The organism is Paenibacillus sp. FSL R7-0272 (genome assembly GCF_037969905.1).
Lineage (GTDB): Bacteria > Bacillota > Bacilli > Paenibacillales > Paenibacillaceae > Paenibacillus > Paenibacillus polysaccharolyticus.
In genome coordinates this window covers 2,138,936-2,160,215 of record NZ_CP150221.1, presented here as the reverse complement: position 1 = coordinate 2,160,215, position 21,280 = coordinate 2,138,936, and the positions used below count along the sequence as shown (strand labels likewise).

General features: G+C 47.0%; 4 protein-coding genes. All 4 read right to left on the bottom strand.

Annotated elements, in window-relative coordinates; genetic code table 11:
- Positions 1–113 precede the first annotated feature (113 nt).
- Positions 114–1,358: a macrolide family glycosyltransferase gene (locus MKY23_RS09580; RefSeq protein ID WP_339837522.1), complete on the bottom strand. Its 1,245-nt coding sequence runs from the start codon at positions 1,356–1,358 to the stop codon at positions 114–116.
- A 33-nt stretch (positions 1,359–1,391) separates the two neighbouring features.
- Entirely contained in the window at positions 1,392–2,651 is a 1,260-nt protein-coding gene (locus MKY23_RS09575; RefSeq protein WP_339837520.1) for a macrolide family glycosyltransferase, read from the bottom strand.
- An 88-nt stretch (positions 2,652–2,739) separates the two neighbouring features.
- Entirely contained in the window at positions 2,740–9,720 is a 6,981-nt protein-coding gene (locus MKY23_RS09570) for an amino acid adenylation domain-containing protein (RefSeq protein ID WP_339837517.1), read from the bottom strand.
- A gap of 22 nt (positions 9,721–9,742) precedes the next feature.
- Positions 9,743–21,274 (bottom strand): amino acid adenylation domain-containing protein, encoded by an 11,532-nt coding sequence (locus MKY23_RS09565; RefSeq protein WP_339837515.1) that lies wholly within the window; start codon positions 21,272–21,274, stop codon positions 9,743–9,745.
- Positions 21,275–21,280 lie beyond the last annotated feature (6 nt).

The following is a 21,280-nucleotide window of genomic DNA, read 5'->3' as shown; positions in this document are numbered from 1 at the left end:
TAAATGTCGAAAACATGCGCACAAAACGAGTGTATGTGATGCAAGTCTCTTAATCAACTTAACTCTAGATAAATTCTAGCTTAACAACGTTTGTTGGATGATAAGCCTGCATCTTATGTTTGTTCGACGAATTCCAAAATTCTACTCACGCCCTCCACCATACCTCCCGTTTCAAAAAAACTGCTCCCCAATCTCACCGCTTCAGCTCTCATCTTCTCACTTCTCATCGTTTCAAACGTCATGTCCTTTAGATCTGAAGCAGGCATGTTCATATCACGGCCATACACACCGACTCCCAATTCTTCCAATCTCGATGCAATTGCAAATTGATCAGCCCCTTGAGGGAACAGAATCATTGGCACGCCAAATGCAAGGGCTTCGGAAACACTGTTATAACCGGCATGAGAGATAAAAATATCTGCCTTGCTTAAAATCTCCAACTGAGGAACAAATGCAGATACCGTCATATTTTCGGGAATGTCTCCCAAGGATGAAATATCAATCCTTTTCCCTACTGACATAATGATTTGAGCTTCGCTGTATCTGAAAGCTTCAATACATTTAAGGTAGAAATCCGGGCGATCTGTATAGATGGAGCCAAACGAAATGTAAATCAGGGGAAGCTCATGCTCCTGTTTCGTTCTTATCCTCATGGATTGAAGCATTTCAGAGCTAACATTAGGGAACTGTGGACCTATAAACACAAAACGGTCATCAAACACATCCGAATGTGGCTGGAATACTTTTGACGTATATACTAGATTTAATTCTTCATTCCCACTAAACGCATCTACCAGGCCAAAATCTTGAATATGATGGCTTTCAGCCAGTTCTCCCGCCAAACGGTTTAGTTCGCTGGCCGTCGTGTCTGCAAATGCGTAGCCTTCTTGAATTCTGAATACCTTGTGTATGAGAAAATGATGGTCTTTCTCCAAAAGCGCCTGATTGATCGCAAACGTTAGGACATAACAGGCCACTGGCACCTCAAGCAGTTCTGCAATCAGTTTGCCCCAATGAGCGTCACTGTCCCTGACAATGTAGTCCGGTTGCTCAGCCATAACTTCTGCCAAAATCGCATGAAGAACGGCCCTGCTTTTCTGGATCACTCCAGGAACTAGATGCTCCAGCATCGTCTGCGGATTACTCAAAAATAGGCCCGGATCATTGTCGTCCACAAACAACTCTCTCATATTCCCATAGCTTCGAAAATCCACATCATAATCGGCAAGCAACCCTCTATATTGTTCATCCGAATAATAAATCACGGTCTCTCCACGTGCCAGCAACTCTGCAACAAGGGGTAGTGTTGGTTTAACATGGCTGAAAAATGGAAGGCTAAATATCATTACCGTTGCCATAGCAGACTCCCTTCGTCATACGATTCACACGTATTACTCATTTGTATTACCTACCAGAACTCCTTCGTTAAGATACGCAAAAATACCGTCAACGCCCAGCTTCACTCCGCCTTCATTACGAATCTCTTCCCCGACCCTCTTGCAGGACTCAGCATAAGCCTTATCATGGAGGATACGTTCCGTCATAAACGAAATATCTGAAGGTGTGCAGTGTTGGCTATCGCCGATGCTTCCTGCCCCCAATGCCTCAATCCGGCTGGACACAGCAAACTGATCCGCTGCTTGCGGGAACACCAGCATAGGCACTCCGTGGTAGAGTGCTTCATTGGTACTGTTATGACCTCCATGTGTAATGAACACATCCACATATTTGAGCAGTCTTCGCTGAGGAACATGGGATCGAACAGTAAAATGCTCGGGAAACTCTCCCAATTCTTCAAGAGAGATTCGCTGTCCGACAGACATGATTACGTTCCACCGATGTTCCTGGAATGCTTCGATACATTTTCGATAAAAAAGCAGACAGTCGTTATATACGGTTCCCATCGATATGTAGATTACAGGCAGATCCGGTTCAACATGCGGCAGGTCTCCGCCCTCTTGTTCCTCCTCACGAATCATCGGACCCAGAAACAGATAATCCGAACCAAACGACTCTATAAATGGCTGGAAAACCCGTGAAGTAAAAACAAGATTAAGGTCGTCCGCCCCGGAGAAGGCATCGATCGCCCTATATTCTACAGAATATGGAAGAGAGAGTTGCCTTGTATATTCATTCAAATATTCGCTGAAACTGCCGGACTCGGGAAGCCACGCCATACGTCCTGTCGTATTTCCGAATACATTGGCAACAAAATAGTCATGATGAAGATCCATCATCGTTTCATTCAAAGCAATGGTAGTGATATAACAAATCACCGGAATATCAAGCATAGTGCCAATCATTTTCCCCCAATAAGATTCGCAGTCCCGGATAATGTAGTCTGGATCATCCTCCATCACCTGTTCAAGGAGTAAACGGACCATCTTCTGATGCTTATTCAGTTTATGTGGAACAAGCTGGTCTAACACTTTCAATGGCTCTGTCGTAAGAATAGGGATCTCTTCGTCCAACAGTGAAAGCACATCCCCGTAACTTCGACATATCACGCCTTCCATTTGTACATATTTCATATACGCATCTGTTGTATAGTAATAGACCTGTTCCCCTCGGTTAGCCAGTTCTTGAACCAACCTCACGGTAGGATTAACATGACCAAAATACGGAAAACTGAACACAACGGTTGTGCCCATTGCTGCACCGCCCTTTCGTACATCAAGTCTGAAATCTCCGAACATCGCAACATGCCCGGAGATTTCAAGAAAGTTTTAGTGATTTGAGCTACTGCACCGTAATCATTCCTGCTGTCAGTTTCTTCTCCAGTTCTTCGGCACTCGTCTCGAATGGAAGAGCGATATGCACTTGCATGTTGCAACCGACATGTCTGACGTAGAAATAGATTCCATAATGATCAGCCGCTTCTGCAAAAGAAGGTCCCCCATCAGGTATGACGTTATCTTCTGGTTCCGCTTGTATAGCTCCAAAATAATTGAGCAGAATCCCCTTGCCTGTGCCTTGATCTTCCATATCAGTGAACCGGATCTGGTGAGCGGAAGTCGTTTGATTCAATGCTTGAATTTGCTGCAAGAGTTGCTCCGCTGGGGAATGGGTATCCAGCACCAATGGAATATAGTCCGTAAAATTACCGACAAGATGATAATAGGTATGCTCCCCATATCGTCTTCCACTGCTGACCAATTGTACAGGCAATTGCTGTAGTTCAAGATATTCCCGCCCAAAAACCGCTAGCAAACCGAGCACCTTCAGCCAGCCTTCCTCCGGGTTTCCTCCTGCAAGCTCCCATTCTAACGTGATCGATGTGCTCTTCTGGGCCGGGAACTCCGCGAGCTTGTTACTCATGCCTAGAAGAAGCTGACGATACGTTCCCAGTTCGAAGCGACGCTCCAGTTCCATAAAGCTGATTCCGATCGGCCCCTCCTCGATCCGTCGCAGGTAATCACGATATCGGGTAGGATGTTTTCCCCCGTGCAACGTGGATGCCGCCCCTGTTAATACCTCAGCAATTAAACTGCAACTTAACCCGTCGGATAAAGCATGATGAGAAGAGTACACCAAAACTTTCGCTCCGGTTCTGCTGTTCTCAATGACTACCATTCGGTACAACAAACGGTCTGGTCCATCCTCTTCAAATCTGTCATAGTACAATTCCGAAACCAATTGTTCCATTACTGCTTCGGAGCAGGTTGACTCAAGTTTGACGTGTGGTACTTTATATCCGGCAGGATGCTCCCGCAAGCTCCAACTGTTGGCCATAGTGCCATTGTACAAACACCTCATCATTTCCTGCTCCTGCACCAATCCATGAATGGCTTGATGGATATCCTCATATGTCTTGTCGGCAGGGAAATGCAGAACAACACCAACGTTTTCTACACGTCCGAGATGTGTGGACTGGGAAGCGGTAAGAGGCAATATGGCCAATTCCGCCTCTGCGGCCAATTGTCTTCTGTATACCTCTTGTTGGTCTGCAATGCTTGCACGGGCAGCCATCAGTTGTTTCCGTTCCTTATCACCCAAAACCTGTTGCAATTGCTTCTGATGTGAACCGAATGTCTTCGCTCCACCTGATATTCGTTCTGGTAAACCTTCCGATTGAAGCTGCTGATCATCTTCAGATGTAGTTTGAAGTAACCGTTTCCCTAGAGCAACAGGAGATTGATGAACTAACAAGTCTCTCACATCCAGAGCCAACCCCTGCTCTTTCAACAAAAAGCTGGCTTTCATTGCCGAGATAGAATCGCCACCCAATTCGTGAAACAAGTCATCGGTTCCGATTCCATGAACATTCAAGACTTGTTCAAACACACGAACGATCGTTGCCTCCAGTTCATTCTCAGGCATACGGGATAGCTCCCCTGCCTCTTGCAACAGTTCCAAACGTTGAAGTGCACCATGATCTACTTTGCCATTTGACGTCACAGGGAGCCCGTCCAGCTTCACCAAGAATGAGGGAAGCATATAATGAGGAAGAACAGTCGTAAGCTCGATCTTCAGTTCGCGCGATGCTGGTGCATGGTCACCCGTGTAATAGGCTACTAGTGAATTTTCATTTTCCCACAGTCTAGGCAATACAACGGCTTCACGAATACCCGTTATTTGTAGCAGTCGTGCCTCAATCTCACTTGGTTCAACACGGTATCCTCTGATCTTAAGCTGATTGTCCATTCTGCCTTGGTATATCATCCTGCCATCTGGTAGCAGTTTGGCTAAATCTCCCGTGCGATACATCCGTTCAAACCCTGGCAGGTCTGAGGAGATGAACTGTCTCGCAGTTATTTCCGGCAGATTCAAATAACTCCGGGCAAGTCCAGTACCTGCGATGCATAGTTCTCCAGACACCCCGACAGGCAGTGGGTTCAGTTCTGCATCTACAACGCACAGTCTGCTATGAGGGATGGAGTATCCAATAGGCACAGATAACATATCGGCCTCTTGTTGATATTCCCATATCGCTGCACATACAGATGCTTCGGTTGGTCCATAAGCATTCACACAGCGCATATGCTGGCTCCATGTCGACAGCATGGCCGATGACGGCTCTGAACCAGCTGTGATCATGAGGCGAAGACCAGGTAAATGCTCAGGTTGCAAACGTGCCATGTAAGGAGGCGGAAGCGTCATAACTGTAACATTCGCCTTTTCCACGTACCGCTCGAAGTGAACCGGATCAGCAATGGTCTCTGCTGATACTAAACACAGTGTTCCTCCGGTAGTAAATGCCATGGCAAACTCCCATATTGAAGCATCAAAAGAGCAAGAAGCAAATTGAAGAATGCGATCTTCGGACTGTATTCCGAGCGTAGAGATAAAGAGTGTCGAAAGATTAGCTAGTCCTGCATGTTCTAGCGCCACACCTTTAGGTCTGCCTGTAGTCCCTGAAGTATAGATAATATAAGCCAGATTGTTTCTTTGTGGTCTGTGCAATGCGTTGTTTGTGTTCACATCGGTAAATTGCATATCCTGAGGCAGATAAACAGGCATATGATATGCGGTATGCTGTGTATCTGCCTGATCCGTAATCATTAGCACTGCTCCGCTGTCCTGAAGCATGTATGATGTGCGATTCGCCGGAAATTCCGGATCGATTGGCAGATATACCGCTCCTGCCTTAAGTACCGCCAGAAACGCAATGACAAGTTCAAAGGAACGCTCCATTCTGACCGCTACGACATCTTCCAGGCCCACGCCCCTTGAGCGAAGCCATTTTGCCCATAGTTCTGACTGTGTGTCCAGCTGTTCGTACGTCATATGTGAATCCCCAAACAACAAAGCTTCCTTGTGGGGAGATCGTTTGGCGTGCTGGGCGAACTGCTCCAGTAGATTCAGGTCAGGTGCATCATATCGATTCTTACTGTTAAGTCCCTTCCATTGTTCATGCAAAAGAGCTTGGGGTAGCAGCGTCATCTGCGATACCAGTATCTGCGGATGTTCTATAACGGTCTGCATAATATGCATAAAATAGTCCACATAACGCAGTACGCTGTCCCTCTGGAAAAGACGGGTGCAGTACTCCAAATCGAAATACAACACACCATCCCCGCCCTCAAACCCGGCTAAAGTAAGATCAAATTTGGACACCGTTTGCTCGAAGCCAACATGTGAGAAATGCAGTCCTCTAAAATCAAAACGATTCTCAGCCATATTTTGAAGGACAAACATCGTGTCGAACATCGGATTACGGCTGGGATCTGGCGTGTATCCCAAGTTCCGTGCCAAATCCTGATATTGTATCGCCTGATGCTCAAACGCACCCAGCGCCGTATGTTTTACCTGAGTCAGGAGCTCCGTGAAACGTAATTGCGGTGACACCTCGGCACGGATGGGAACCACATTTACAAACATGCCCATCGTGTGTTCCAGATCAGCCTGTGTTCTGCCAGAGACTGGCGAACCAACGACCAGTTCCTTCTGTCCGGACAGCTTGGAGAGCATGGTCTGGTACATTGTCAGGAGCAACATGAATAACGTAACGCCATTTGCGGCAGCGAGCCTCTTCAGAGACGACGTGCGAGCCGCATCAACGGTGAAGTTAATTCTACTACCCTCCAAACCTTTAAGCTTCGGTCTAGGGTGATCATACGGCAGACTCAACACGGGAACTCCGTTTTTGAACTGATCTGTCCAATACTGCCCCTGAGCCTGAAATGCACGATCCTCTTTCTGTTTATGTTGCCATACCGAGAAATCCTTGTAGTGAAGTTTGATCTCCGGTAATGAATCTCCATTGTAGATGCTCGCCAATTCTGAGATGAATATGCCAATGGAGGCTCCGTCAGCTACGATATGATGAAGATCAATCAGAAGCAGATGTTTTCTCGGCCCCATCTTCGTTATTCCTGCTCGAAATAACGGTAGTCTTGCCAGATCAAATGGACGGATAAATTGTCTTATCGTTTCTTCAAGATCCGTTGAAGCCTGCTCAGAATACTCAAGTGAGACGACGTTCTCATCGTGTACTTCCTGAACAGGATCACCATTGATTGCATAAAAAGTCGTTCGAAGAATTTCGTGTCTCTTCGTCAGTTCCTCAAGCGCATACCGAAGTTGCTGATCGTCGAAATCCCCTTCGATAACAAGAGCCTCTGGCATGTTATAAGCGGTTGAATGCGGATCATTACAGAACAGCGTGTACATCTGCTCTTGCGTAAAAGATAAAGGATAATGCAACGCCGGATTTGCAGGTGAAATCGCCAGACAAGCATTGATTTCTTTTAAAGTAATTACTTCCGCTAACGCCTTGACGGTCTGCTTTTCGAAAATATGATCTACACTGATCTCCACACGGAATTCTTTCTGAATTCTGGACATCAGCATCGTCGCTTTAAGGGAATGTCCTCCTGCAGTAAAAAAATTCTCATCTGCGGATACCCTCTTCAATCCAAGAACATCAGCAAATATCTCACATAACTTCTGTTCCGTTTCATTTTCCGGCTCTCGGAATTCAACATCCAGGTTGATAAAATCCATGGAAGAGATCACCTTCTTGTCCAACTTTCCGTTTTCGGACAGCGGAAGCTGATGAAGTCGATAATAGCGCGCCGGAAGCATATAGAAGGGCAACTCTCTTGCCATGTAATCACGCAATTCAACAGCCTTGATGTCGTCGGTTTGAAGATAAGCAATCAATCGGATAGGGATGCCTTCTTCTTCCTCACATACAACCGCTGCCGCTTGAACACCTGGGTAGCTCTGAAGACACTGTTCAATCTCGGGAAGCTCAATCCGATATCCTCTTAACTTCACCTGAGCATCCTTGCGCCCGAGACAACAGATCTCCCCCTCTTCCGTCCATTTGGCCAGATCTCCAGTCCGATATAGTCGCTCACCCGCAATAAACGGATTGGGTACAAAAGCTTGATCAGTAAGCTCAGGCTGGTTAAGATAACCGCGAGCCAGACCCGGACCCGACAAACAAAGTTCCCCAACGATTCCCGGCGAAACAGGCTCGTTCCAATGATCGAGAATATATGCACGCATGTTCGATATCGGACGACCAATCGTCACCTTCTCTCCCTGTTCCACATCTCTTTTACAGAGAGCGACGATACTGGATTCAGTAGGACCATACTCGTTGTATATCTTCACATCCGGAAGCCGTTCTCTGCTTTCCTGAACCAGTGCAGGAGAGACACTCTCCCCTGCAAGCGTAATAAGGTGCACACACAGTTTGTCTTCCGGTTTAATCTGTTGCAAAAGCAGGCGGTACAACGAAGGCACACATATAAAATGAGTGATCTGATATACGATAAGCAATTGCTTCAGGCGTAGTGGATCTTTAACCTGAATTTCAGTAGCCATAAAGAGACTTGCTCCCGACACAAGCGGGGTCAAGAATCCTGTCATGAAGCCATCAAAGGAATAGGAAAAGAGCTGGATCGTGTTGTCCTCTACTCCCAATGCGTACTCTTCTTTTCTCCATGCGATTGAATTGACCAGTCCTCCATGAGATACGACTACCCCTTTGGGATTCCCGGTAGTTCCTGAAGTATATATGATATAAGCTGGCAGTTCGGCCGTGATGGGGTTCAATGCCTCATCATCATCACTTGCTGTATCCAGGTCTTCACACGAAAGTAATCGTTCCACGTCTTGGAACAAAGAAAGACTAATATAACGGGCCTGTGTGAGCAGACGATTTACCCCGGCATCTTTCAGTATGAATCGAACTCGCTCTGCGGGCGTCTGCACATCTATTGGCAAAATACACGCCCCCGCCCTCCACACGGCTAAGATTGCAATGGCCGTCTCCAGGCTTCGGTCAAGGTAAAGTCCTACGATATCCCCTTGCTTTGTTCCGTCTTTAATCAATGCAGTAGCCCAGTGGTTTACTTTTTCCTCCAGCTCTGCATAACGTATCGAAGCATCCGATGTCACGATGGCTGTAGCCTCTGGTGTCTGCTGGACTTGCTCCGCAAACAAACCCATTACACTGGAACCATAGGTCCGGCGCGGCCCTGTTGCATATTCGTTCAACAATCGGTCGCGTTCTAGTCCAGCAAGCAAACCACTGGCCTCCACCGGACGATCCGGGTTCTCTATTAATTGTTCAATGATAACCCCGTACTGTTTCGCAAAACGCTCCAAATCAGCGGTGTTAAAGAAGCGGGTATTGCCGGCTAACACACCGCACAGCTTGTCCTGACTCCAATACATATGAAGCCGCATGCCCAGCGTCTCACTCTCTACATCTGTTACGTTGTACATCCCCTGAATAGAAAAACGAATATGTTGAAGAAAAGCGTAATCCCGGTCATGGACAACCTTCATATCGTCTACAAGGCGGTCCATCGAATAATCACTGTGTTTGACTGTCTCGATATATGTCGATTTAAGTTCATTTAGCCATTCCCGGAAAGTACAGCCTTTCGGGGAATGGTCGATGAGTGGAATCCAGTTTGGCTCCGGCGAACGTTCGCTTGTGTCTTGTATTCTGTTCACCGGGTAAGCAACGGTAAGCGAATCACTGCTGGTATGCTTGTGCAGAAGAGTCTTTAAAGCTGTCAGTAAAATCAAAAACAGAGCTTCTTTGGATTCCCCGCTCATGGTGCGCAACCGTTCGCTTACATTCTGTGCCAACTCAAACGGGTAGGATTGAACAGCGGACTTCTCATGCTGAGGTGTAAAGGATGACGTGAACAACGTTTCCTCCGTTTTGAGTGTCAGCATTTTTTTTACCCAGTGCTTCTTTTGCAATCTTAGTTCCTGTGCGGAAACAGCCTCTTTTTGCGACGTTCGATCCATGTCACTTCATCCCCCTGGTTGTCTAGAAATGGAATTTAATTAGACTTTCTCCTTCATCTGAACTCGTTACAATTTCATCCGGGAAAAGATCTTTCAACAACACATTCGGATTTTCACTGATTTGACTGAGAACAATGAACAGACAGTTCATCCAATCTTCCAGCTCTTCTACTCTATGTGCGGCATTATTGTAAACAAATCGAATGAGGAAGTTCTCATGCGGCTCAATGATCAGGTTAAAATCATAGCTTGTATACTCATGTAAATCGTAATCTACCATTTCCAGTCCGGAAGGAAGCTGCAGTTCCAGCGGATAATTTTCAAAAACAAGGATATGATCCAGAACTGCCCCGCCGCCAGACTTTTGGATCGAAGATAGTGGAATATGGGAATAGGGTTCTTTCTCCATCTGTTCCCACTGAAGTTGTGATGCGAGTTCCAAAAAGGTACCCGATGCTGACTTTACCCGAACAGGAATCGTATTAATGAATAGCCCCATCATGTTCTCGATATCTTGTACCTCGACACTTCTGCCCGATACAACTGCGCCAAAGATCATATCTTCAGTTTCGTTGAGATTCTGCAATACCGTCGCCCAAGCAGCCTGAAACAAAATATTTAGCGTCAAACCGTATTCGGCGGATAATTGCTTAAGTGCTTCCTGGAGCGTTTCTGGCAAGTTACGGGTAAGTTCCTCCCGTACATACTCACCACTTGATCCATGTAACCGTGGTAGCACATTTTTACTTCGGTATTCCGTTAAATACGTTGCCCAGTACGATTCAGCCACAGAAGGATCTCGCCCTTCAAGCCACCCGATGTATTCCCCATAGTGCGGCGCTGAAACAAGTGATTGTACATCAGGCAGATCGGCATATAGATCGAAGATGCTACTAAGAAGAAGGCCTACACTCCACCCATCAAGCAAAATATGATGAAAGCTCCAAACCAGACTATATGCGTTATCGTCTGATCGAATAAGTGTTACTCTCAGAGGGACCTCACCAAATAGATTAAAGCGCCGTTCACGATTTTGTTGAAGATATTGTTGAAGCTTCTCGGGCTCACATCCGCCATATTCCGCCGTCCAATCCATAAACTCAAAGGGAAGATTCCATGACTTCGCCACTGCCTGAAGTGGGCGTTCGAGCCCACGCAAGGCAAAAAATGTACGAAGAATGTCATGTTGATTAACCACCTGCTGAAAGCAGTCTCTAAGCCGTTCTGGGTCAAGGTCACCTTGCAAATGAATGACACATTGCTCTTCGTAAGCCGTGGAATCCGGAAACCGAAGGTAATGGAACAACATACTTTCCTGCATAGGTGACAGCGGATAAGCTTTGAGCATTGGAAAAGGCGCTACCTGCTCAAGGACCTCCCTTTCTGCAGAAGGTACCAGCTGAAATCCATCGTGTTCCTTTTCTGTAACTATCTCTCCCTCACCGGCATACATCATGTCTTGCAAACCATTAAGGAAACCTTGCAACATTCTCTGGATGGTTTCTGCTTGGAACTGATGTTTATTGTAATCAAACTCCACCAGCATCCGCCCGTCCGATAAGAGCACATTGCAAGTGATTGCAAACGGGCGGACCGCATCTGGACTCTCTGTTCCGTGCATCGGAAGCTGCGAAAGCCGAAACAGATTTTGATAACCACGGTCATCCATTTCACCAAGGTAGTTGAAGCAAATCTGTGGCTCAATCTCAAATCCATGGAATGATCTGGTCACTGCTTCAGGCAGCATGTACTTCATTACGTTATATCCAGCACCCCTGTGAGGGATACGCTGCAACTCACGATGAAGCTGTGCAACATAAAGGTGTGGCATTTGGGCTACTGAAGTATCCAGATAAATCGGGTAATGCGATGTAAACCAGCCGACTGTTCGTGAATAATCTACAGCTTCACCGAAACTTTCCCGGCCGTGTCCCTCCATGTTGACCCATAGACCATCTCGAACACCCATTGCCTCCATTGCAGTACCTAAGGCAGCAAGCAACAAAGACGCGGTATCCGCCTCGTATCGCTCGGTCGCCGATTGTACGAGGGTCGTAGTGACTATTTGTGTAAAATAAAGACTTGCCACTTCACTATCTCGAACCTGACCCTTCGTGTGTATCCCGTTCCCAATAAGCGACGAAACTGGTCGCGCCATTTCATTCTTCCAATATTGCGCTTCATGTTTCCATTCACCAGTAGCAGCATACGTATGCATTCTCTGTGCGTAATCCTTATAAGAATCGGATATAGAAGGCAGAACTGGCTGGATATTCTGTTCGAGAGCAATGTAGATATCATAAAAATCATCCAGTAAAATGCGCCAGGATATGGCGTCGATGACTAAATGGTGAATCGTAAAGATTAGTTCGTCCCGATCTGACCCCTGGATGAGGCCCGCCTGTACTAATGGTCCATGCTCCAGTTCCATTGCCCGGTGCATTTCTTCCATCATTCGTTCCTTGACAGCCTTGAATTGCTCGCTATTCGTCTCCTCTATTGACTCGGCTACTTGGAATGCAAAAGCCTGCCGGTCTGAATGTTGACAAGATTGCTGAATGTGGTTGCCATTTCGCTTAAATGTCATTCGCAGTGCATCATGATGAACCGTGAGTAATCGGAGTGATTCTCTGACAAACAGTTCGCTAAACCTCGTAACACTAATCAGCGTCACGCTGTTATTCCAATAATTCATTTCGGTAAAATTTTGCTTGAAAAACCAGTGTTGAATAGGCGACAGAGGTACATCACCCTCTACAGACCCTGAAGTTTTACGGGGGGATGTCTCTTCCAACGCTATAAGCATTGGGGCAATGTTGCTCACCGTTTTCAAACGTAAAATTTCAGCCGATTCAACCCGATATCCACACTTTTTCATACGAGCCGCAATCTGTATCGCCTTGATCGAATCCCCGCCAAGTCGCATAAAGTGATCATCTCTGCTGGCATCAGGCGCTCTGAGTATTTCACGCCATGCCTGCAACAACTCCGCCTCACCAGGGATTTCAACCAGAGATGGATGCTCGAACGGAATCGGCTCTGCCAACATAACAGGCAGCTTCTTGATATCTACCTTTCCATTGGCAGAAAGCGGAAGTCGATCCAAACGAATATATTCGGACGGCAACATATATGGAGGCAGATACGTCGAGAGGTACCTTTCCAGCTCCGCAATCTCCAAACTTTCTGTCGAGACATAGAACGCGCACAAACGCTTTCCGCTACTTTCAGTCTCTTTGACAATCACTGCCGCTTCTCGAATAGATGAATATGCGAGAAGCAAATTGCGAATCTCTCCCATTTCAATGCGGTGACCCCGAATTTTAACTTGTTCATCGATTCTGCCTAGATACTCCATTCCACCTGCTGGCAACCAACGCACCAGATCTCCGGTACGGTAAACCTTGCCCGGTTCATGGAACCTGTCCGATACAAACTTCTCCTCGGTCAGCTCAGGCTGGTTCACATATCCTCTGGCTACGGCAATACCGGCAATGCACAGTTCTCCGGGAAGATGTTTCGCCTGCAAATTCCCTTGTTCATCGGAAACATATAACCGCATATTGTCAATCGGCCAGCCAATAGGCACCTCGCTATATGGTTCAGCTGGGTCGTATTGATGGATCATACAGCCAACGACCGTCTCAGTAGGGCCATACTCGTTGTAAATTTCAACATGCGGACCGAACATAGAGATAATATCCGCTGCCGCAGAGCTCTCAAATGCTTCACCACCTACGATAAAACGCTTCAAGCTTGATCCTTTTGTGTTATAGAGAGACAGGAGTTTTAGATGGGAAGGCGTTAATTTAATGAGATCCGCTTCACCATCTTCACAAATCCGTTCAAGCGCAAAGTCCACATCTTCCGAATAAATAATAATTTGGTTCCCTGACAATAGGGGTGTAAACATCGATGTTACCGTCAAGTCAAATGAAATGGATGAATACAACGAAAAACAAATCTTTTCCCCTCGTACATAGGTCTGATCTGCCCAACGAATGTAGTTGGTCAAACCTCGATGTTCTACCATAACGCCCTTGGGCTTGCCTGTAGAACCTGATGTATAGATGATGTAGGCCAGGTCGTCAGGCCCGGCAATCTGTTCGAGGTTCACTGGTGTTAAAGGTACGTTTCCGTGCACTTCCTTCGTCAATATTACTGAACCCGAAAAATTGCACAATTCCTCATAGGCTGCATCCGCAATGACCCACTGTGCCTTACAGTCGTCTAATATATAACGGATACGTTCTTTCGGGTACGATGGATCGATCGGCACATAACAGGCACCTGCTTTCCATATACCGAAGATGGCTGCCAGCAGGTCGGGAGATCGTCTCACAACCAGGCCAACGGCCATCTCTCGCAGCACTCCCTGCTCCTTCAACACCTGAGCATATTGATTGGCTCTCATATTAAGCTCAAGGTAGGTGAGTTGCACGCCTGCACAAGATACTGCTATTGCATCAGGTGTACGTTGAACTTGTTCTTCAAATAAAACGAATATCGGCTGATCAAGGAGCCGTTGGTTATCCGTTGCATTAAATTCATGGAGCAACTGCTTGGTTTCCGAAGCATGGAGCATGCTGATTTCCGAGATAGAAACGTCAGGTTGACGGGACACAGCTTCCAAAATGGCAATGAAGTGTCCAGCCATTGCTTCTATAGCTTCAGGGTGAAATACTGCCGTGCAATATTCAAGATCGAGATACAGTTCATTTTGTTTCTCTACAACTTCCAGTGTCAGGTCAAACTTGGCCATTCTGTTTTTGTACTCGGAAGCCGTGAACTTGACGCCACCACTTATTTGCGGCTCGATAGAAAGAGCCTGATGTTGGTAAACATAGACCGCATCAAACAAAGGATTCCGACCCGAATCCCGCTCCTCGTTCCCGAGAGCAATCCATTGTTCCAGCGGATATTCCTGATGCTCCAATGCATGCAACGCATTTACCTGCACTTCATGGACCAGCTTGGAGAACCACTGGTTGCCCGAGAGATCGCTTCGCAACGGAATGGTGTTGACGAACATACCGGGAGTCCGTTCGATATCCGAATACAACCGTCCCGATGCCGTTGTGCCGACCATGATGTGCTCCTGAACGGAATATTTAGACAACATCACCTTATATGCAGCTAGAAAATAGCTATATAACGTGACTTTCTCAGCCGCGGCAAATGCCTTGATACGTGCCAGGATTTCGTCAGGTAGCTTGAACCCGTGTCTTTCTCCTTCATAACTGCGTATAGAAGGTCGCTGATGATGAATTCCCCAATCCAGCCGCGGTATTCCGTCCTTGAACTGCTGAGCCCAGTATTTCTTGCTTTCCCTCATATCTCCTGCGCCGAAGCGGCCCAACTGCCATTGGGTGAAGTCCTTCATGTGCAACGTGACTGTCGGCAAACTTTGACCGTCATACAACTGGATTAACTCTTCCAGTAGCAGATTCGCTGAAAGTCCATCTGCGATCAGATGGTGCATATCCATCAGCAAATACTGCCGTCCAGATTCCTTTTGCTCAGTCCAGTACTCCATCCGCATCAGCGGTGCTTGTTCGAGGTCAAACGGCCGAATCGTACGCAGGATCATCTCCTCCGTCGTATCACTGTCCAGCAAATGCATGGGAATTTCCATGAATGACTCACTGACCACACGCTGTACCGGCTCGTCTTCATCCAGATCAAAAATGGTTCGCAAACATTCATGCCTTTTCACCAGCAAGTTGACCGCCACTTTCAAGCGCTGTAGGTCAAGCCAGCCCTCCACAGTGATCAGTCCGGTGACGTTGTAGGCCGTACCTGCTCTACCCAGTTTCTCTACAGCAAAGATCGAACGCTGAGAAGCGGACTGTGGGTAGCAATCGGCTGAACGCGCCTTCGGAATCCGAAGGGATTCAGCCGTGGGAACATCGTCCAACACCTGTGCTAACTCGGCGATCGTTGGATGGCGGAACAACAGACTTAGCGGAACGTTGATCCCTAACTCTTCCTGAAGTCGGGCCGTAATGACTGTCGCTGCAAGTGAATTACCACCCACCGCCAGGAAATGATCATGAATGCCGGCGTTTTCCAGCTTCATCATTTCAAGCCATATCCGATGAATCCTGATCTGCATTTCCGTAACCGGAGGGGTATACCCTGCAGCTCTATCGTTTACGTTTTTCCGAGCTTGCTCGGCAGTGAGATCATTTCTGTACGGATTAAGGGAAGCAGCAAGCTTCTCGGATGAAACAAACGATGGTGTCGATAACAAAGTATGTATTTTACTACACCGAGACTTTGATTCTGCCTCTCCTTCCTTCCATACTTTGGACTCACGCGTATCCAGTAATAAGGTGTATGTTTCAAGCCAGCCTTCGGCCTCTTCCCGTCCACATACTCCATCCCCCACATCTAATTCCAGCACCAATTCTTGATCCACCTCAAGAACATTCATGCTGATCGGGTATTTGAAGGACGATGGCGGAAACGACTCAAGCTGTACTCTCAGGTCTTCGAAGTGAAATTCAGGCGTTTTGTCAAAATTGAAAATGGTGTTGATGACTGGAGGATAAACAGACTCTCCTTCCGTGACTAGCGCTGTAACGATATCTACGTAAGAGCAACGTTGGTGCTCCAGTAGCTCAAGCATTTCGCTCCTTACTTGTGTCGCGTATTCGGATAGTTCTACCTTAGCTGGCAACTGGCTTGAAAAGGGCAGTAAGTTGACACATTGACCCACCAATTGTGGCAGCCCCATCTGGAGCTGACCAGCCACGGGAATACCAACCGTGATCTGCTGGAGACCTGAAATTCGAGATAACAGCATGTTGTATGCCGCAAGCATAAGCATAAATAAGGAGACACCCTTTTTTTTGCCAAATGCCCTCAACTCTGCCGTGAATTCAGTATTTAAGTTCCTGTACAGACGCATTCCCGGATAGAGTGAGACAGACTCCGAAGCGAGTCTAGCAGATACAACCAACTCCGGCTTCGGAGCGGAGAGTCGTTTAGTCCAAAACGCCCTAGCATGTTGCTTCTCCTCCAGCGGCAGATTATGTTGCCACTGTGCAAATGCAGAAAACAATACAGGGTCAGGAGACTGCAACCGATTTTGCATCGTGTAATATCCGGCAATCTCTTTCAAAATGTGAACAATGGACCAGCCATCTGCTACTAAATGATGCACTTGCATGATGAGTCTATACTGATGCTGTCCATGATGTAACAGACAAAAGCGGATCAAAGGACTGTTGGACAGATCAAATCCATGGGTCCATTTTTGTTGAATGGATCTGGGCAAACCCTTTGACTCTTCTATATCTTCCGCTTCTTCAAACATAATTTTCGAAGCTACATTCTCAAACAGCTCCGTGTAATACAACCCTTCATCGTTAGAAAAATGGGTTCGCAACATCCCGTGTCTTTGGACCACATAACGAACGGCTTCCCGTAACCTTTCGCTATCCACTGCTCCTTCCAAACGAAGTACAACAGATTCCACGTAAGCATCGCTCATATGGTCATTGGCCAGAGATGCAAACCAGAGTTGCGTCTGTTCCGATGTAAGCGGATGGGGCTCGGCTTGTCTCCCCACTTCTACGGTCAATGCTTTACCGGCTTGCTTTCTCCCGCCTCCCGGCGAGGTCGGTGAACTCGGAGGCAGGAATCCGGCACTTCGCAATTCCTCTACGCTTGATTGCACGGCATCTACAATACGATCGATATCCGCTTCCGAATGAGCTGTGGATAAAAAGCAGTTTCGGCCTTCCCAAATATAAATTCCTTTCTCGATTAACAAGTAGTACAGAAGCTCCAGATCAGACTTTTGCACAAAACGGAACAAGGAACCAAAATGCACAATCTCAAGCGGCACCAGTTCTTCTGCAAAATAATGATTCAATCTGTCTGCCAAAGCCGCCGTTTTCCTGTTCAATTGCTCCTGAAGGGCCGGACCTTCCTCCTGCAACCGCTGCAGGACTGCCAGAGCAGCATTCATAGCCAACGGATGCTGGCAGAACGTTCCGGCTACAAATGTTCTCCGTTCTTCATGCGGAGGGAACGAGGAATCCCCAAAAGACCACATCCCTCCGTCTATGCCGTCCAAATATCGTTCTTTTCCAGCGACGATGCCAATCGGCAAACCTCCACCGACCACCTTGCCATAGACCACCATATCGGCTTCAATGCCGAACCATGCCTGTGCACCTCCAGGATGAATCCGAAATCCAGTGATGACTTCATCAAAAATCAAAGCGATGCCCTCTGTGGCGGTCAACGAACGCAGCTTTTTGAGAAAAGCGGTTGGCTGAATGTCTGGCCTACGGCTTTGTACCGGTTCTACAAGTATTGCTGCCAGCTCTCCAGCACGCTGTTCGATGATCCGCAGTGATTCGGGATGATCGTAATTCAGGACAATCAGATCATCCACCATACCTTGCAAAATCCCTGGAGCGATTGGTGTGCTACTGCCTCCAAGTCCTGCACTCATAGCCAAAACACCATCGAAAGTACCGTGATAAGAACCTGAAAAGATCACTATTTTTCTTCGGTTTGTAGCCGCTCGAGCCAAACGCATGGCAACCATGATCGCTTCTGTCCCGGAATTAAAAAACGCAGCACGTTCTACGCCAGTCAATTGATGCAAGGCAGACGCAACCTGACCAGCCGCTGCATTGATCGGGCCAACACACATTCCTTTTTGCATAGCCTCTTGCATTGCTTCGTTAACAAAAGACACCTGATGGCCGAACAGGTTCACACCGAAGCCCATCGTCAAGTCAATATAGCGATTCCCATCGATATCCGTAATGCCAGATCCTTCGGCCTGATCAACAACGATCTGATAGACGATATCCTTCCAGTAGGGGCGATAACCTGCCACATTGCGATTATTGGCCACCAATTTACGGAATGCTTGTGTATGAAGCTGTGATCGAACTGTTTTGGCAGTATATCTGGAAATAAATTCGTCTATAAAATGCTCTTGCACAGGGCTCAATCCTGTCTTCGAATGCGTTTCAAGCTTCTGGAACGGGACGTAGGGCCGATTGGTCTGCACACGTTCTTTTGTAAGATTAGAGGGCACGCTCTGGCTATCCGTCGAATTGTCGAAATAGTCTTTTTCCACCGATTTATTCGCCTGTACCGCCGTCGCCGCCGACAAACGAATTGCAGAAGTTTCCGATCCCGCCGAACCTGCCTGTAGCATGGAAAGTTGGAGAGTCATCAAGTCCAGTTGCTTCTGTACAATGCCCTCCAGACCTGAACCTGCTACGGATAGATTACTCAATTCGCGCTCTTCCTCTGATGACGATGCATATGGATGTACATATACATTTTGCAAAAGTACGGCATCCTGAGGCACTCCATTATCCTCTGTTTGCCCGTTTAGAATCGGAGACTCTGGCAATTGCTGAGATTGACTGGCAATATATTTCCCTACTTCAGCGACGGTAGACATCTCTTCAAAAAACAGATGCATCGGAATATCTACGCCAAATTCATTTTTGATTGCATGTTTGACATTGACCAGCAAAATAGAATCCATGCCAAGCTCCATGAAGTTTCGATTTATCCCGATGTCTTCTGGGGAGTACCCTGAAATATTCGATATCATTTCCTGTACCGCGCTTGTGAAAAAATGAATATTTGCGCTCTGGACAACCCGATGTTCCATCGTTGAATTCTCCTTTTTATCCTCCGGTTTGTGGGGTACTCCCCCACTGCTCTCTTCCACCATCACAGGAACAATCCAGTGCCGATGTCGATCAAATGCGTATGTCGGAACTGAAACTACACGCTTGTTGCTTCCAGCATGGAGACCTTTCCAATCGATGGGTTGACCACAAACATACTGGGTAGCGATCTGATTCAAGACATGAACATCTACCAGACTTGGGTTCGCAACGTTCAAGTTCAGGTCGGAGGAAGTTGAAGAGCCGTCCTGTTCAGGTCCACCGAACCAGATTCCCTCCGCCAATTCAACGTATTGCCCGGCGAAAGTCTCGTACTGCAACAATGCCAGCTTGTCCCGTAACTCTTGATGGTGATGTACTATTACTGCAAGTTTGTACTCATACACGCCTCTACCAATATTCGAGGTATAACAAATGTTTGTAAAAGATTGTGGGTCAGATGTAAGAAGAAAAAGACGATATTTATCGATCAGAGACCGCAAAGAGGTTAGCGTTCTGGCAGATAAAGTGAACAAGGAAGGTCCGTTCTCTGTATTCGGCGAAAGAACAAACTTTCTTTCGCTTGCCTCTTCCAGTACAACGTGACAATTGGTGCCACTCATACCGAAAGAGCTTACTCCGCATCGGCGTACATCCGAACCTCTCCTCCAATCCGATAAGTGAGCATTGACATATACAGGAGAATTCGCAAATTCGATTTGCGGGTTGGGCTTTTCAAAATAGAGCGAAGGCGGAAGCTGTTCATGATGAAGCGCCAACGCTGATTTAATAAAACTAACAATGCCAGCGGCATGATACAAATGTCCGATATTGGGCTTAAGTGAGCCGATCGCACAGAACTGGACTTTATCGGTATACAGACGGAACGCATTATGGATAGCACGAACCTCAATCGGGTCGCCTATGGGTGTTCCTGTACCGTGCGTTTCGATATAGGACAAGGAAGACGGATGAATACCTGCACGCTCCCAAGCACGAATAAGAAGCTGTTCTTGAGCCGACCGGTTAGGTGACGTAATGCCTATGGATTTACCATCTTGATTGGAGACACTTGCTTTAATTACGGCGTATATAAGATCATTGTCCGCAATGGCCCTGGACAAAGGTTTAAGCAGAATAGCACCCATGCCCTCTCCTCTTACCGTCCCGTCAGCTTCTTCATCGAACGCCCTGACTTTAGACGAAGGGGATTCAATGCCGATCTGAGGCTGTTCGGCTTGTGGATCTAGAATTAATTGAATGCCTCCAGCGATAGCCATGTCACATTCCCTGGACAGCAGTGCCTGACAAGCTAGATGAACAGCCATTAACGATGAAGAACAGGCCGTATCAATGACCAAACTTGGACCTTTAAGATCAAGCAAATAACTGATTCTGCTCGCTATAGCGGAGGACATGTTACCTACTGCCGCTGCCGACAACAGATCTGTATTGTAAGAAGAGATCATTTGTTTATACTCGTTTTCATGTCCTGATCCGACATAAACACCAGTCCGACTTCCTTTTATGCGCTCACCGCCATAGCCTGCATCCTCAATCGCACTCCATGCAATTTCAAGAAACAACCTTTGATACGGGTCCATTAACGTTGCCTCTTTAGGCGGGATACGAAAGAAAAAATCATCGAACGTGTCAATCTCGGTCAAATAACCACGTCGTGGTGCCTTTATTCCCCCCTCTGACATTCTGACCTTTGGAGCTTCACGAATCCAATCTTCACCGCGACACAGATTGCTCCAGAATTGATCCAGTGAATCCGCACCAGGGACTTTGAGCGACATGCCGATCACCGCGATATCCTTACCTGACTGCTCCTCAATAACCGCAGCTGGAATATGATCTTCTTTCGTACGGCGAGGCAACAAACTTTTTTTCATCGACTC